We start from the raw sequence: 13,935 nt of genomic DNA on the forward strand, positions 1-13,935 counted from the left end.
AGGGTCCCTGTCTAGACAAACGGCTGATGTTTGTCTAGATTTGACCCACTAGGTGGCGTGCGACACACGCCGCCGGGCTCGATCAAGGGAGACTTGTGATGCACACCGACCTCCAGGCAGGGGAGACCGCGGCGCAGCCGTACCCCTGGACTGACGGCAAGCGATACCTGTGGCTGCTCGGGCTCATCCCCGCCGGCGCCCTGTTCATCTCTCTCGGCTTGTTCTCGTGGTTCTCCCACGCCGGGTGGGGCACCGCCGCCGTCGTGGCGTGGTTCGTCGCCCCCTTCGTCGTGTTCGTCTTCATCCCTCTGCTCGACATGGTCGTCGGGGTGGACGGTCGGAACCCGCCGGAGGAGGTCATCGAACGCCTGGAGGCCGACCCCTTCTACCGGTGGTGCACCTACCTGTACCTCCCGGTGCAGTACGCCGCCCTGATCTTCGCCTGCTACCTGTGGACCGCCGACGACCTGTCGTTCTTCGGCCACGAGGGCGGGCTGGGGCTGGTGGCCAAGATCGGCGTCGCCTGGGCCGTGGGCATCGCGGGGGGCATCGGCATCAACACCGCCCACGAACTCGGACACAAGATCCAGAACTCCGAGAAGTGGCTGTCCAAGATCGCACTCGCCACCACGGCCTACGGGCACTTCTACATCGAGCACAACCGTGGTCACCACGCCCGCGTCGCCACCCCGGAGGACCCGGCCAGCTCGCGGCTCGGTGAGTCGTTCTGGGCCTTCCTCCCGCGCAGCGTCATCGGCTCCCTCATCTCCGCCTGGGAGCTGGAGAAGAACCGCCTCGAGCGCCTCGGCAAGTCACCGTGGACCCTGCGTAACGACAACATCAACGCCTGGCTCATGACGCTGGTCCTGTTCGGCGGCCTCACCGCCGTCTTCGGACTCGAGGTCCTTCCCTGGCTGATCCTGCAGGCGGTGTACGGGTTCAGTCTGCTGGAGGTCGTCAACTACCTCGAGCACTACGGGCTGCGCCGCAAGAAGCTCGACAGCGGTCGCTACCAGCGGTGCCGGCCCGAGCACTCGTGGAACTCCGACCACCTGGTCACCAACATCTTCCTCTACCACCTGCAGCGCCACTCGGACCACCACGCCAACCCGATGCGCCGCTACCAGGTCCTGCGCACCACCGACGACGCCCCGCAGCTCCCCGCCGGGTACGCCGCGCTCATCGTGGTGGCCTACTTCCCGCCGATCTGGCGCCGGATCATGGACCACCGGGTGCTCGACCACTACGACGGCGACGTCACCAGGGCCAACATCCAGCCGTCCAAGCGGGAGCGGATCCTCGCCCGCTACGGCGACCCGTCGGCCACCGGCGCGAGCACCGCGACCAGCCGGTCCTCCGCCCCGGCCGCCACGGCGACCGCCGTCCTGGATCCCGAGCCCGACGTGGACGCCGTCCGCGGCGCCGTCTCGCCGATCGGCACCTATGCCTGCCCCAACTGTGGCCACCACTACGTCGAGTCGCTGGGTGAGCCGCGGGAGGGCTTCGCCCCCGGCACGCCGTGGTCGGCGATCCCGGACGACTGGCAGTGCCCGGACTGTGGCGTCCGGGACAAGGTCGACTTCGTGCCGGTGAGCTGACACCGACAGGCCGTGACACCCGTGTACCCAGTGTTCCAACCAGGAGGTTTCCCATGAAGATCGCGATCGACCCGGACCGGTGCGAGGGGCAGGCGGTGTGCGTCGGCCTCGCCCCGAAGGTCTTCGCCCTGGGCGACGACGACGAGGTGGTGCGCCTGCTCGTGGAGGAGGTCCCCGAGGAACTCCAGAAGAGGGCTCGCAAGGCCATCGAGAAGTGCCCGATGGCGGCGCTCCGCGAGGCCGGGTAGGCCACCAGCCAGGGTCTGCTAGGCCGCCGGCCAGGCGGAGGGGTCCCGACCGGTACGCGCGAGAGCGGCGTGCCGGGTCGGGACCCCTTCTCCGTCGAAGCCCGGTAGCGGAGCGGAGAACAGCTCGGGGGCCGGGTCGTCGGCGAGATCGGTCCGGACGAAGTCGAGGACGGCGTGTTCGAGTTCGTCGCCCCACGGCAGGTCGACCCCCTGGGAGACCGACAGGTCCCAGGCGTGGACGGCCAGATCGAAGGTCTGCTGCGCCAGATAGTGCACCATCGGCGCCCGACCGTAGGAGAGGTGGACCTCGTCGTCGGTGGGGGTTCCCCGCCACGCGGCGGCCACCGGCGCGCGCAGGGTGTGCCAGAAGGCCACGAGGTCGGGGCCGCTGGCCCCGGTGAGCCGACGGAGCGGCTCCTCGAGGTCCCCGGCCACCTCGTCGACCGTCCCCCCGGCCAACAGCCCCGGGACCCACATCTGCTCGTCCACGACGTGGGCCAGCACCTCACGGGCCGTCCACTCGCTGCACGGGGTGGCGGCGTCCCAGTCGGTGACCATCGGCAGGACCCGGTCGTACAGGTCGGCGGCCCGGGACTGCAGGGCGATCCAGTCGGTCATGGCTTGTCGAACCGCTCGCCCGCGCCCAACCGCTGCAGACGCAGCCACTCGCGCAGGCCGGCCGGGTCTCGTCTGGTGACCAGGAAGTACCAGCCGAAGCGCAGGATCTCCTGCGGGATGAGGCGCCGGTTGCCGGGCTGGGTGAGCACGTAGCCGCGGTTGCGGTAGGTGAAGTGCCGCTTGACCGGGTCGTCGGGGAACTGGGTGTGCATGCGGCCGCCGAGGATCGGTTTGAACTCGTCCGACCCCTGCGGGTGCAGGTACGCGGTCGTCAGACACGTGCCGAAGGGCAGTCGGGAGCGCACCAGGCGCCGGTGCATCTCCACCTCGTCACCGCGGATGAACAGCCGCAGGTCCGGGACGCCCACACGGTCCAGGCAGTCCGCGGTGAACAGCGCCCCGTTGAACAGGGAGGCGATGCCGGGCAGCAGGTCGGTGTCGGTCCGGGAGGGGCCGGCGGCACCAGGGACGCCGGCACCAGGGTCACCGGCACCGCGGTCGCCGCCCTCGCCGTCGGCGAACAACTCGCTGCGCCAGCGTCGCCACACCACGCCGCGGCGCAGCGGGAAGGCGAGGCGGTCGGGCTCGGCGAGGTCGCACACCACCGGCGAGACCTCCGCCAGCCCGTGGCGGTCCATGCAGGCCATCAGCGTGGCCAGGACCTCGGGCCCCTCGGGCCTGCCGTCGTCGTCAGCGCACCACACGAGGTCGGCGCCGGTGGCCAGCGCGTGCAGCATCCCCAACGCGAATCCGCCGGCGCCGCCGAGGTTGTGCCTGGAGCCCACGTAGGTGGCCTCCACGGGCTGTGACTCGACGAGCTCGCGCACGGCCTGCTCGTCGGCGTTGTCCACCACCACCAGGTGGTCGATCGGCCGGGTCTGCCCGCACACCATCTCCAGCGAGGCGCGGAGTTGGTCGAGCCGTCGGTGGGTGACGACCACGGCCACGACCCGCCGGGAGTCCGCGCCGGACTCCGCGGCCCCGCCGGCCGCGCCGGACCCCTCAGCCCTCACGCGTCATCCTCTCCATGTACGCGGCGATCGACCGCCCGGCCTCGGGGCCCTCGTAGGCGGTGACGATCTCCTCGATGCTCCCGCGCTGCCGGATGCGACCGTGGTCGATCCACATCGCCGAGTCGCACAATTGGGCCAGGAACTCGTTGGAGTGGGAGGCGAACACCAGCATCCCGGACCGGGACACCAGGTCGGCCAGCTTGACCCGCGCCTTCTTCATGAACTCCGCGTCCACGGCTCCGATGCCCTCGTCGAGCAGCAGGATCTCGGGGTCGATCGAGGTCACCACGCCCATCGCCAACCGGACGCGCATGCCGGTCGAGTAGGTGCGCAGCGGCATGTCCAGGTAATCGCCGAGCTCGGTGAAGTCCGCGATCTCCTCGATCTTGGCCTTCATCTGTTTGCGGGTCTGGCCCAGGAACAGGCCACGGATGATGATGTTCTCGTACCCGGTGATCTCCGGGTCCATACCCACACCCAGGTCGAACACCGGCGCCACACGACCCCTGATCCGGGCGGCGCCGCGGGTGGGCTCGTAGATTCCGGACAGCAACCGCAGCAGCGTGGACTTGCCGGCACCGTTGTGCCCGACCAGCCCGATGCGGTCCCCCTCGCGGAGGGAGAGGGTGATGTCCTTCAGGGCCTCGACGACGACGACGTTGGACGAGTTCCGGCCGATCGCGCCTCCGGCGGAGCCGAGGACCGCCTTCTTGAGGGAGCGCGATTTGGCGTCGAAGATCGGGAAGTCCACGCACGCGTCCACACAGTCGATGGACACGCCGCCGGGGGTGGGTGTGGCGGGGCTCATGGGATATACCTCCTACACCCAGTACGGGACTCGGGAGCGGAACCGGCGCAGTGCGACAAAGGCGAGGATGAGCCCCACGGCCGTGCAGGCCAGGACGATCCACCAGTGGTACGCGGCGACGGGCTGGCCCAGCATGGGGGCGCGGACGATCTCCAGGTAGTGGTAGAGCGGGTTGAGCTCGGCGATGCGGGCGCGGTTGGCGATCTCCCCGCCCTGCTCGTACAGCGTCTGCGTGGTCCACACGATGGGGGTCATGTAGAACAGCAGCTGAACCATGGAGTCCAGCAGGGGCGCGATGTCGCGGAAGCGGGTGGCCAGGATGCCGAACAGCATCGCCACCCAGACGCCGTTGACCATGAGCACCGCCAGGCCCAACACGGCCAGCAGCAGGTCCCATCCCAGCGGCCGCGGGTAGATGAGCATCAGCACGACCCAGATCACCAGGTTGTGGCACAGGAACAGGAACTGCCGCCACACCAGCCGGTAGACGTGGACGCTGAGCGCGCTGGGCAACTGCTTGATCAGGCCCTCGTTGGAGATGAAGACCTCCGAGCCCTCCTTGATGCAGCCGGAGATGAAGCCCCAGAGGATCAGGCCCACGGTGACGTGCGGGAGGAACTCCGCCAACGGGATCTGGAAGAGGATCGAGTACAGCAGCCCCAACGCCGTGGCCATGACGCCGGTGGCGATGGTGATCCACAGCGGCCCCAGTGTGGAGCGGCGGTAGCGCTGCTTGATGTCCTGCCAGCCCAGCGAGAGCCAGAGCTCACGCTGGCCCAGCCCCTGGCGGAGGTCGGCCACGGCCCGGCGGAAGGTGTGGGAGTCGCTGACGATCTCACTGCGGACGCGCTCGTCGGGGAGCGTCGCCGAAGCGGGGTCGGGAGTGGGCTGGTCCTGCACGAAGGCGAAGCCTACTAGAGGTGTGGCCGGTGGCAGCCCCGCAGACAGGGCGCGTACACATGAGTGATGACGACCAGTACCCAGATCCAGCTCGTCAGCCGCCCCCGCGGCTGGCCGACCCATGACGACTTCCGCACCGTCGTCGTCGACCTCCCCGCGATCGCCGAGGGCGAGGTGCGCGTGGCCAACGAGTACCTCTCCGTCGACCCCTACATGCGCGGCCGGATGAACGAGGGCCGCTCCTACATCCCGCCGTTCGAGCTGAACGAGACGATGACCGGCGGCGCCGTCGGGCGTGTCGTGGAGTCCCGCTCCGACGCCCACCCGGTCGGCGCGGTCGTGATGCACGACCTCGGCTGGCGGGACGTCGCCCAGGGCGACGGCCGGCAGTTCCGGGTGGTGCAGGAGATCGAGGGCGTTCCCGTCTCGGCGTACCTGGGGATCCTCGGGACCACGGGCCTCACGGCCTACGTGGGGCTCCTGCACATCGGGCGGTTCCAGAAGGGCGAGTCCGTCTTCGTCTCCGGCGCGGCCGGTTCCGTCGGGTCGGCCGTCGGGCAGATCGCCCGGCTCATGGGCGCCTCGAAGGTCGTCGGCTCGGCCGGGAGTGCGGAGAAGGTCGACAAGGCCACCTCGAGCTACGGATTCGACTCCGCGATCAATTACAAGGACGGACCGGTCCGCACGCTGCTGCGCGAGCACTTCGGTCGCGAGAACGGCGAGGGCATCGACGTCTACTTCGACAACGTCGGCGGCGACCACCTCGAGGCCGCGCTGGACCTGATGAACGACGACGGTCGCCTGGCCCTGTGCGGCGCGATCAGCTCCTACAACGCCACCGAGCGCTCGCCCGGCCCGGACAACATGTGGCACGCCATCACCCGCGGGCTCACCCTGCAGGGCTTCACCGTGAACAAGTACATGCACCTGTTCAAGGAGTTCGCGGAGAAGGTCGGGCCGTGGGTGGCCTCGGGCGAGGTCGTCTTCGACGAGACCGTGGTCGAGGACATCGACAACTCCGTCGACGCGTTCCTCGACCTCATGCGCGGGGCGAACGTGGGGAAGATGCTGGTCAAGATCTGATCAGCGGGGTCGGCCCGGGCGCGACCCCACCGTGGGGCAGGGTGGACCCATGACGTCGACTCCTCGAGCCGCGCCCGCCTCCCGCCTGCGACGACGGGCCCGCCGTCGGCTCGATGCCACGAGGGCGGCCGCGGACGCGCGCTGGGGTCGACCCCGGGAGGTCCACCGTCCCGTCTACCTCATCGCCCCGGCCGGCCACCCCAACCACGGCGACGAGCAACTGCTGGCGGGGTGGCTGCGGTACCTCCGTCACCGGCTGCCCGGCACCCCCGTGGTGGTGGACTGCCACACCCCGGGGCAGGCGGCGGTCCTCCATCACGGCGAGCACCCGGACGTCCTGTTCACCGACACGCTGTGGCGCCTGGCAGGGGAACACACGGGCGCGGTGGAGGCCATCGGGTTCTGTCGCTCCGCCGTGGGCGACCTCGGGGTGCGACCCGCGCTCGCGTCGGGCATCGACCTGCTGCGCAGCGCGTCGGTCGTGCACCTGATCGGCGGCGGGTACGTCAACGACCTGTGGCCGCACCACCTCGGCGTGGTCGCGGCGGCGGGAGAGGCGGGCCGGCTGAGCGGGGCGCACGTGGTGGCCACGGGCCAGGGGTTCGTGCCGTGCGGGGACCCCGGGGTGTTGGCGGAGGCGCTGCGGGACCACCACCTGGTCACCGTCCGCGACGCGGCCTCCTCCGGGCTCCTCGAGGGCACGGGGGTGCCCGTCCGCCACGTGGCCGACGACGGGTGGCTGGCGCTGTCCTGCGCGGGGGGAGTGGAGGCCGGTGACCACCCCGTCTACTCCCCCGATCCGCACACCTGCCGCGATCTGGTGGTGTGTGCCCAGTCCGACCTGGTCGAGCCGGAGGTGCTCGCCGACACCCTCGGGCGGGTCCTCGCCGCGTGGGCGGTGCCGGGGGAGCGGATCACCGTGGTCGAGTCGATCCCCGGTGGGGACCGGGTGGTGTGGGACATGGTGTGTGACCGCGCCGAGTCCGCGTCCGGCGCCGGTGGTGACGACGACGAGGTGGGTCGCGCCCTGGCGGCCCTGCAGCTGCCCCGCGCGCGCTTCGTGCCGTTCCAGGAACTGTGGTCCACGGGACTGCCCGCCCGGCCCGGGCAGGTCTGGCTGACCAGCCGCTTCCACCCCCATCTCTTCGCTGCGGCCCGCGGGGCCTCGGGTGTGGCCCTGCGGACGGGATCGGATTTCTACGACGTCAAGCACGGGTCGCTGCTGGCCGCCGGGTCACCGTGGTGGTCGGTGAGAGCCGGGGAGTCGCCGGGGGCGGGGGCCGCGGGTGCCCAGGACCCCGGCGCGGCCGGGTCGACGGGGATCCCCGCGATTCCGGACTCGGGCGGCTTCGCTCCCGCGACGGTCGCCGCGTTCGTGTCGGCGGCGGAGCGGGTGGCCGAGGAGATCTACCCGGTCGGCGAGCGATGAGGTGATCGGGACGCTTCACCGCCACGCGTCCGGATCTTTGTGCAACTAGTTGCATAAAACCGAGGGCGGCCGTACGGTCGGGGAAAGCCGACCTCATCCCGGTCCCGAAAGGACTGCTCATGGCCCTTCCCTCCGTCCTCGCCGGCCCGCTCACCGTGCCGGTGGTCGCCTCGCCGATGTTCATCTACTCCGGCCCCGAGCTGGTGGCCGCGCAGTGCCAGGCCGGCGTGATCGGCTCGTTCCCGGCGCTCAACGCGCGACCGCAGTCGGTCCTGGGGGAGTGGCTGGACCAGGTCACCGAGAGCAACGCGGCCTTCGCCGCGGCGAACCCGGACCGCTACGTGGCCCCGTTCGCCGTCAACCAGATCGTCCACCGGTCCAACGACCGGCTCGAGCAGGACCTGGCGACCGTCGTCGAGCACGAGGTGCCGATCGTCATCACCTCCCTCGGTGCCCGTACCGAGGTCAACGACGCCGTCCACTCCTACGGCGGGATCGTGCTGCACGACGTGATCAACGACAGGTTCGCCCGCAAGGCCATCGAGAAGGGCGCCGACGGGCTCGTGGCGGTGGCCGCCGGCGCCGGTGGACACGCCGGGACGCAGTCGCCGTTCGCCCTGATCCAGGAGATCCGCGAGTGGTTCGACGGCCCGCTTCTGCTGTCCGGGGCGATCGCGCACGGCCGGTCGATCCTCGCCGCGCAGGCCGCCGGCGCCGACCTGGCCTACGTGGGGTCGGCGTTCCTCGCGACCGAGGAGTCCCGCGCGGCCGCGGAGTACAAGCAGATGATCGTCGAGAGCTCCGCCTCCGACATCGTCTACAGCAACCTGTTCACGGGGATCCACGGGAACTACCTCCGGGGCAGCATCGAGGCGGCGGGGCTGAACCCCGACGACCTGCCCGTCTCGGATCCCACGGCGATGGACTTCGGCTCCGGTGGGGGCGCGGACTCCAAGGCGTGGCGCGACATCTGGGGTGCGGGCCAGGGCGTCGGCGCGGTCACCTCGACGGGTTCGGTCCGCGACCTGGTCGAGCGGCTCCGCGCGGAGTACGAGCAGGCGGCGTCCGCTCTGGCAGCGCGCTGACACCGTGTCGCTGAAGTTCGCGATCCTCACCTCCCTCACCGAGCGGGCGGGGAGCGGGATCGAGCTGGCGCGGAGGTTCGACAAGTCCATCGGGTACTTCTGGCCGGCGACCCACCAGCAGATCTACCGGGAGCTGGATCGACTGGGGGAGTCCGGACTGATCCGGGAGCTCCCGCTCGAGGGCGCCCCCTCGCGGGGTAACCCGCGCCGCTTCGAGGTCACCGAGGACGGCCGGAGGCTGCTCACCGAGTGGATCCGCGAGCCGGACGAGCCCGACCCGATGCGGTCCACCATGGCGGTGCGGGTGCGTGCCGCGGCCGCGACGGGGGCGGTCCACGAGGTCCGGGAGGCGCTGACGCACCACCGCGACCAGCGGGCCGCCAACCTCCGCCGCTACCGCGAGATCGAGGACAGGGACTTCGCCCGGCCCGACCCGGGGGACGCCCGCGACCTCCTCCAGCACCGGGTGCTCACGCTGGGCATCCAGGTGGAGCAGGCGTGGGTGAGCTGGTGCGACGAGGTGCTCGAGATGCTGGACCGCCTCCCGGCGGGCTGACCGTCGTACCCGCTCACCGCGCCGGCTCGTCCCACTAGCGCATCACCCGGGCTCAGTTCGCCAACGCCGCCTCGAGCGAGGCCAGTGACGCCTCGAGGAAATCGCGTCCGAACGGCGGCATCCCGCCGATCTCGGCGGCGAACCCCTCCCGTGTGCGGGTCCAGTCGTACCGGAGGGTGACCTCGGTGGACGCGCCCGCCGGGGCCAGGTCGTACCGCCAACTCCACCCGCCGGTGGAGAGGTGACCGGCCTCGTCGGTCCGGCCGGGCTCCCATTCGATCGTGCGGTCCGGTTCGAATGCCGTGACCACGTTGTGTATGACGTAGTCACCGCCCCCGGCCTCCCTGTACATGGTGATCGCGAAGACGTCCCCGACCCCGCTGATGGCCTCCGTCGTGACCGCGTCGCGTACCCAGTCCCCGGGTTCGGTGTCCTTGTGGCGGGTCGGATCGGCCAGCAGCGCGAAGACCTCCGACGCGGACGCCGGGATCGTGCGACTCGCGGTCATGAAGGTGGCTGGACCGTGCTCGGCACCGGGGTCGTCGGCGTCTGCGGTGGCGGCCATCGTCAGTTCCTCCTCGGTCACTCGACGGTCAGGGATCACTCGACGGTCAGTGATCAGTCGACGGTCAGCAGGATCTTGCCGTGGCTCTCGCCCGACTCGAGCAGGCCCAGCGCCTCCGCTGCCCGCTCCAGCGGGATCTCACGCGAGACGCGGGTGGTCACGTCTCCCGCCGCGATCATCGGCCAGACGTGGTCCACCACCTCCCGGCAGATGCCGGTCTTGCCGCCGGGACCGTCCACCGGGCGGGCCCGGAGGTTGGTGGCCAGCACACCGGCGCGGCGCGGGAGCAGGGCTCCCAGGTTCAGCTCGCCCTTCACCCCGCCCTGCATGCCGATCACGATCAGTCGGCCGTCCGGGGCGAGTGAGGCGATGTTGGGTTCGAGGTACTTCGCGCCCATCACGTCGAGGATCAGGTCGACGCCACGGCCTCTCTCGTCGTCGGCGGTCCACTCCCTGACCCGGTCGGGGAACTCGTCCTCGCGGTAGTCGATCGCCAGGTCGGCGCCGAGCTCGCGACACTTCCGGACCTTCTCGGGACCTCCGGCGGTGGTGGCCACGCGGGCGCCGAGCGCGCGGCAGACCTGGATCGCGTGGGAGCCGATGCCACCCGCCCCACCGTGGATCAGCACCCGCGGGGCCCCGAGCTCCGAGTCGCCCCAGCGGGCGTTGGGCGTCAGGACGCCGCGGCCGAGCCCGCCCGTCATGACGAGGTTGGACCACACCGTGCAGGCCACCTCGGGCAGGGACGCGGCCTCGTGCAACGACACCCCGACCGGAACGGGCATGACCTGTCCGGCGGGCACGGCCACCTTCTCGGCGTACCCGCCGCCGGCCAGGAGGGCGCACACCTCGTCGCCGACGGCCAGGCCCTCGACGCCCTCGCCCACGGCGGAGATCCGCCCCGAGCACTCGAGGCCGAGGATCTCCGACGCACCGGGCGGGGGCGGGTAGTGCCCCTTGGACTGCAGCAGGTCGGCGCGGTTGACGGCCGTGGCCGCCACGTCGACGAGCACCTCGCCGGGACCGGGGATCGGATCGTCGACCTCCGTCAGACGGAGGGAATCGGGACCGTTGCGATACTCGATGGCCTTCATGCCCTCGACCGTAGCCGCGATGGCCCCGGTCGGCAGCCGGGCTGGGTGCGGGCGGGCGGGGTCAACTACGATGAGCACCGTCGTCTCCGCGTGTTCCACGTGGAACCACGCACTCGAGCGTGTCGCGAGTGACGACAGGGAAGTGTGGCAGAGCGGCCGAATGCACTCGCCTTGAAAGCGAGCGTGCCTCAACAGCACCGGGGGTTCAAATCCCTCCACTTCCGCAAAACCGGAAACCGAAGGTTGTTCCTGACCTGGCAATTCTTGCTGTTCTCCCTGGCTAGGCTCATGGTAGCCTAAAGACACGGATTGACACAAGGGGTCACGAGATGACCTGTGTCAGCCACTTTTAAGACACGCACAGGGGGCCGCATGGCTGCCAAGGGGTCACAGACACGACGACCACGCCGAAGCTTCGGCCGCCTTGCCCAGCTGCCCTCGGGACGGTGGCGAGCCCGCTACACCGGGCCCGACGGGGATCTCCACAACGCGCCCCGCACATTCGAGGCCAAGATCGACGCCGAGGGCTGGCTCGCCACCGAGCGCCGGCTCATAGATCTCGACACCTGGACCCCGCCGGACGAACGACAGGCCCGCGCCCAGGCCCTCACTGTCACCGTCGCCAACTACTGCGAGACGGTGATCGACCGCCGCACCCGCAAACAGCCCGACCCGCTGCGCCCCGGATCCGCCGCCGTGTACCGAAGTCTGGTCAAGACGCGCATTACCCCTTACGTCGGTCACATCGGGCTTGGAGCGGTCACCCCGGCCACCGTCGCCGCGTGGGTCGACTCAATGGCTACCGACTTCCCCGACACGAAGAGCCGCAACTCGCAGGCGTACCGGCTGTTCTCGTCCGTTTGCGCCGACGCTGTAGAGGACGAGCTGCTCCCCGTCTCGCCGTGTCGCTCGCCGAAGGCCGGCCGCAAGCCGAAGCCCGCCCGTAAGCCGCTGTTGACGACCGACGAGTACACCGCCCTGGTCGCCGCCCTGCCCGAGCGGTACCGACTCATGGCCGAACTCATGGCCGGCTGCGCCCTACGTCTAGGGGAGGTGACCGAGCTGCGCAAGAAAGACGTGCGCGTTGTCCGGGCCGGGGATGCCGTCGCCGCGACCGTCACCGTGGCCCGCGCCGTGTCCTGGACCACGGGCGAGACCGCGCATATAGGTCCCCCGAAGTCGGAGGCCGGCCGACGCACCGTTACGGTTCCGCCCCACGTCGCCGCCCTGCTGGTCGACCACCTCGAGACTCTGCCGTCACGTGACGCCCTGCTGTTCACCAACGTCACCGGCGCGCAGATTCGCCCCACATCGTTCCGCAAGGTATTCGAGCGCGCCGCGACCGCCGCGGGACGGCCGGACGTGTCCCCGCACATGCTCCGTCACTTCGGCGCCGTCCAGGCTGCACTCGTCGGCGCCACCCTGCGCGAGCTTATGGATCGCCTCGGGCACTCCACGCCGACCACCGCCCTGATCTACCAGCACACCGCCGCCGGCCGGGATGCAGAGATCGCTGATCGCATGTCCAAGCTTGCCGAAGGGAAAGACGATGACTGACGACGAGCTCACCCCCGACCAGATCCGGGAATTGCACGCCACCTTGCGCCGCATCCACGACGAATACGACGACCGGCTGAGCGGGCGAACCATGGGCAAGTCGGCGTTGTTGACGTACCAGTGTCGGCGACGGGGGTGCGAGCTCCTGCACGTGTTCCGCCTTCCCTGGCACGCCGGTCTTATCGTCGCTCGCCCGCCGACGCGGAGCTCCCCAAACTACTCCTGGTGGATTCCGAGCCGCGAGGTTATGGACCGGGTTGCCGATACGCGCGACTTCGTTGGCACCATCCGCGAGGCGGGGATGCGTACCGGGTATCCGGTGCGCGACCAGCCGTCACGGATCTGCCAGTGGGAGGAGGATGTTCCCGATGTCAGCCCCCGGGTCGAGTGCCACCACCTGCCGCGGACGAAGATCCCGGCACGGCAAATCGCGCACGACTTGAGCGATCGAACGCGTCAGGGGAACCGGGTCAGACTCCCATTGACCGACTAATTACACTCATGTAATCTCAGGCGTACAACTACAGCGCCGTGCGTGGACATGCGAGAATCCGAGTTGGCATCCGGTCGAAACCCGAAAGGGCCGACCTGCCATGTCCACACCGCGTATTGGACGCCCAGCGTCCATCTCTGAAGCCGCCGATCGATACGGCGTGAACCCCGTGACCATCCGCCGATGGATCTCCAGCGGCCGAATTTCCGGCTTCAGGTTCGGGCCGCGCATGATCCGCGTTGATCTCGACGAGATCGACGCACTGGCCCGCCCCCTCGCTGCCGGGGGTGCTTCCGCGTGAGCGCAGACGAGAAGGCCGGCCCCCACCACGAGACCGGCCCCCAGGAAATCACTGCTGCTACCGACGATTCTACCCCGCCCGCGCACCGGTCGAAGATCACCGACCAGCTCGACAAGTTCAATGCGGCGTGGGTAGCCCAGGGCCATCGACCGATCGCGTATCGGGGCAACACTGGAGTCACACAGCTTCTGCCCGCTGGCCCCGCGCCCGACTCGTGCCGGTTGCTGCTGTCCGGTGGCTTGTGGGGCTCTCCCGAGGCCGTCAAGGCTGCTGCCTCCCTCGTGCACCCCGAGGACTTGGACGAACCGCACAAGACCGTGTGGGGTGCCGTAACCGCCCTCGCTTCTCGTGGCATCACGGGCGCCCGGGCTGTAATGGACGAGGTCATCAGGGCCGGGGATGCATCCCAGCTCGTGCGGGACGAGCTCATGCAGGCGACGCACGCCGGCGGGGTCCCCGAGGCCCTCCCGTACTACGCCGCCCAGATCCTCGCTGACCGGTTCCGGCGGGCTGTTGAGTCGTATGGGCAAGGTGCGGTCGGGTGGTCCGCCACCGCCAGTGAGGACGAGTGAGAATGACAACCCCAT

Annotated in this window: 16 protein-coding genes and 1 tRNA gene; 11 read left to right on the plus strand and 6 right to left on the minus strand. The window is 70.0% G+C overall.

Features of this window, described 5'->3' with window-relative positions; genetic code table 11:
* Positions 1-98 precede the first annotated feature (98 nt).
* Together CEY15_RS18930 and CEY15_RS02205 are read left to right on the plus strand one after the other, a co-directional pair.
* Complete coding sequence (locus tag CEY15_RS18930; protein ID WP_095717091.1) at positions 99-1,598, plus strand: fatty acid desaturase; 1,500 nt, start codon at positions 99-101, stop codon at positions 1,596-1,598.
* A 53-nt stretch (positions 1,599-1,651) separates the two neighbouring features.
* Positions 1,652-1,846 carry a ferredoxin gene (locus tag CEY15_RS02205; protein WP_095717092.1) on the plus strand — a complete coding sequence of 65 codons (195 nt, stop codon included), beginning with the start codon at positions 1,652-1,654 and terminating at the stop codon, positions 1,844-1,846.
* Positions 1,847-1,864: 18 nt separating this feature from the next.
* Here CEY15_RS02205 and CEY15_RS02210 read toward each other — a convergent pair whose 3' ends face one another.
* From CEY15_RS02210 to wzm, 4 genes are all read right to left on the minus strand, one after another.
* Positions 1,865-2,464 carry a maleylpyruvate isomerase family mycothiol-dependent enzyme gene (locus tag CEY15_RS02210; RefSeq protein ID WP_095717093.1) on the minus strand — a complete coding sequence of 200 codons (600 nt, stop codon included), beginning with the start codon at positions 2,462-2,464 and terminating at the stop codon, positions 1,865-1,867.
* Positions 2,461-3,357, minus strand: a complete 897-nt coding sequence (glfT1, locus tag CEY15_RS02215; protein WP_241730517.1) for a galactofuranosyltransferase GlfT1 — start codon at positions 3,355-3,357, stop codon at positions 2,461-2,463. The genes CEY15_RS02210 and glfT1 overlap by 4 nt, the downstream gene beginning before the upstream one ends.
* A 109-nt stretch (positions 3,358-3,466) precedes the next feature.
* A complete protein-coding gene (gene wzt / locus CEY15_RS02220) occupies positions 3,467-4,285 on the minus strand; it encodes a galactan export ABC transporter ATP-binding subunit Wzt/RfbE (RefSeq protein WP_095717095.1) in 819 nt (272 codons plus the stop codon).
* A gap of 12 nt (positions 4,286-4,297) precedes the next feature.
* A complete protein-coding gene (gene wzm, locus CEY15_RS02225) occupies positions 4,298-5,185 on the minus strand; it encodes a galactan export ABC transporter permease subunit Wzm/RfbD (protein ID WP_095717096.1) in 888 nt (295 codons plus the stop codon).
* A gap of 66 nt (positions 5,186-5,251) precedes the next feature.
* On the opposite strand from wzm, the gene CEY15_RS02230 reads away from it, so the two are divergent.
* The 4 genes from CEY15_RS02230 to CEY15_RS02245 all read left to right on the plus strand — a co-directional run bounded on the left by CEY15_RS02230 (position 5,252) and on the right by CEY15_RS02245 (position 9,338).
* Positions 5,252-6,268 (plus strand): NADP-dependent oxidoreductase, encoded by a 1,017-nt coding sequence (locus CEY15_RS02230; protein WP_095717097.1) that lies wholly within the window; start codon positions 5,252-5,254, stop codon positions 6,266-6,268.
* A gap of 49 nt (positions 6,269-6,317) precedes the next feature.
* Positions 6,318-7,697 (plus strand): polysaccharide pyruvyl transferase family protein, encoded by a 1,380-nt coding sequence (locus CEY15_RS02235; RefSeq protein ID WP_095717098.1) that lies wholly within the window; start codon positions 6,318-6,320, stop codon positions 7,695-7,697.
* A 119-nt stretch (positions 7,698-7,816) separates the two neighbouring features.
* Complete coding sequence (locus tag CEY15_RS02240; RefSeq protein WP_095717099.1) at positions 7,817-8,782, plus strand: NAD(P)H-dependent flavin oxidoreductase; 966 nt, start codon at positions 7,817-7,819, stop codon at positions 8,780-8,782.
* Between the two features lie 4 nt (positions 8,783-8,786).
* Complete coding sequence (locus CEY15_RS02245; protein ID WP_095717100.1) at positions 8,787-9,338, plus strand: PadR family transcriptional regulator; 552 nt, start codon at positions 8,787-8,789, stop codon at positions 9,336-9,338.
* 52 nt (positions 9,339-9,390) lie between these two features.
* Here the strand turns inward: CEY15_RS02245 and CEY15_RS02250 are convergent, their stop codons facing one another.
* On the minus strand, positions 9,391-9,846 hold the full coding sequence (locus CEY15_RS02250; protein WP_095717191.1) for an SRPBCC family protein: 456 nt from the start codon (positions 9,844-9,846) through the stop codon (positions 9,391-9,393).
* 110 nt (positions 9,847-9,956) lie between these two features.
* Positions 9,957-10,997 carry an NAD(P)H-quinone oxidoreductase gene (locus CEY15_RS02255; protein WP_095717101.1) on the minus strand — a complete coding sequence of 347 codons (1,041 nt, stop codon included), beginning with the start codon at positions 10,995-10,997 and terminating at the stop codon, positions 9,957-9,959.
* A gap of 138 nt (positions 10,998-11,135) precedes the next feature.
* On the opposite strand from CEY15_RS02255, the gene CEY15_RS02260 reads away from it, so the two are divergent.
* The 5 genes from CEY15_RS02260 to CEY15_RS02280 all read left to right on the plus strand — a co-directional run bounded on the left by CEY15_RS02260 (position 11,136) and on the right by CEY15_RS02280 (position 13,920).
* Positions 11,136-11,221: transfer RNA gene (locus CEY15_RS02260), tRNA-Ser, on the plus strand.
* Positions 11,222-11,369: 148 nt separating this feature from the next.
* Entirely contained in the window at positions 11,370-12,554 is a 1,185-nt protein-coding gene (locus tag CEY15_RS02265) for a tyrosine-type recombinase/integrase (protein ID WP_095717102.1), read from the plus strand.
* Positions 12,547-13,047 carry a hypothetical protein gene (locus CEY15_RS02270; RefSeq protein WP_095717103.1) on the plus strand — a complete coding sequence of 167 codons (501 nt, stop codon included), beginning with the start codon at positions 12,547-12,549 and terminating at the stop codon, positions 13,045-13,047. Before CEY15_RS02265 ends, CEY15_RS02270 begins: the two co-directional genes overlap by 8 nt.
* A 100-nt stretch (positions 13,048-13,147) precedes the next feature.
* On the plus strand, positions 13,148-13,348 hold the full coding sequence (locus tag CEY15_RS02275; protein WP_095717104.1) for a helix-turn-helix domain-containing protein: 201 nt from the start codon (positions 13,148-13,150) through the stop codon (positions 13,346-13,348).
* Positions 13,345-13,920, plus strand: coding sequence for a hypothetical protein (locus tag CEY15_RS02280; protein WP_095717105.1), 576 nt, complete (start codon positions 13,345-13,347; stop codon positions 13,918-13,920). Before CEY15_RS02275 ends, CEY15_RS02280 begins: the two co-directional genes overlap by 4 nt.
* Positions 13,921-13,935: the final 15 nt, after the last annotated feature.

Origin of the sequence: Dietzia natronolimnaea (genome assembly GCF_002289575.1) — a bacterium.
Lineage (GTDB): Bacteria > Actinomycetota > Actinomycetes > Mycobacteriales > Mycobacteriaceae > Dietzia > Dietzia natronolimnaea_A.

Coding starts and splice junctions, on each gene's coding strand:
- CEY15_RS18930 (WP_095717091.1), top strand. CDS start 99: ATGCACACCGACCTCCAGGCAGGGGAGACCGCGGCGCAGCCGTACCCC.
- CEY15_RS02205 (WP_095717092.1), top strand. CDS start 1,652: ATGAAGATCGCGATCGACCCGGACCGGTGCGAGGGGCAGGCGGTGTGC.
- CEY15_RS02210 (WP_095717093.1), bottom strand. CDS start 2,464: ATGACCGACTGGATCGCCCTGCAGTCCCGGGCCGCCGACCTGTACGAC.
- glfT1 (WP_241730517.1), bottom strand. CDS start 3,357: ATGGTGTGCGGGCAGACCCGGCCGATCGACCACCTGGTGGTGGTGGAC.
- wzt (WP_095717095.1), bottom strand. CDS start 4,285: ATGAGCCCCGCCACACCCACCCCCGGCGGCGTGTCCATCGACTGTGTG.
- CEY15_RS02230 (WP_095717097.1), top strand. CDS start 5,252: ATGACGACCAGTACCCAGATCCAGCTCGTCAGCCGCCCCCGCGGCTGG.
- CEY15_RS02235 (WP_095717098.1), top strand. CDS start 6,318: ATGACGTCGACTCCTCGAGCCGCGCCCGCCTCCCGCCTGCGACGACGG.
- CEY15_RS02240 (WP_095717099.1), top strand. CDS start 7,817: ATGGCCCTTCCCTCCGTCCTCGCCGGCCCGCTCACCGTGCCGGTGGTC.
- CEY15_RS02250 (WP_095717191.1), bottom strand. CDS start 9,846: ATGACCGCGAGTCGCACGATCCCGGCGTCCGCGTCGGAGGTCTTCGCG.
- CEY15_RS02255 (WP_095717101.1), bottom strand. CDS start 10,997: ATGAAGGCCATCGAGTATCGCAACGGTCCCGATTCCCTCCGTCTGACG.
- CEY15_RS02265 (WP_095717102.1), top strand. CDS start 11,370: ATGGCTGCCAAGGGGTCACAGACACGACGACCACGCCGAAGCTTCGGC.
- CEY15_RS02270 (WP_095717103.1), top strand. CDS start 12,547: ATGACTGACGACGAGCTCACCCCCGACCAGATCCGGGAATTGCACGCC.
- CEY15_RS02275 (WP_095717104.1), top strand. CDS start 13,148: ATGTCCACACCGCGTATTGGACGCCCAGCGTCCATCTCTGAAGCCGCC.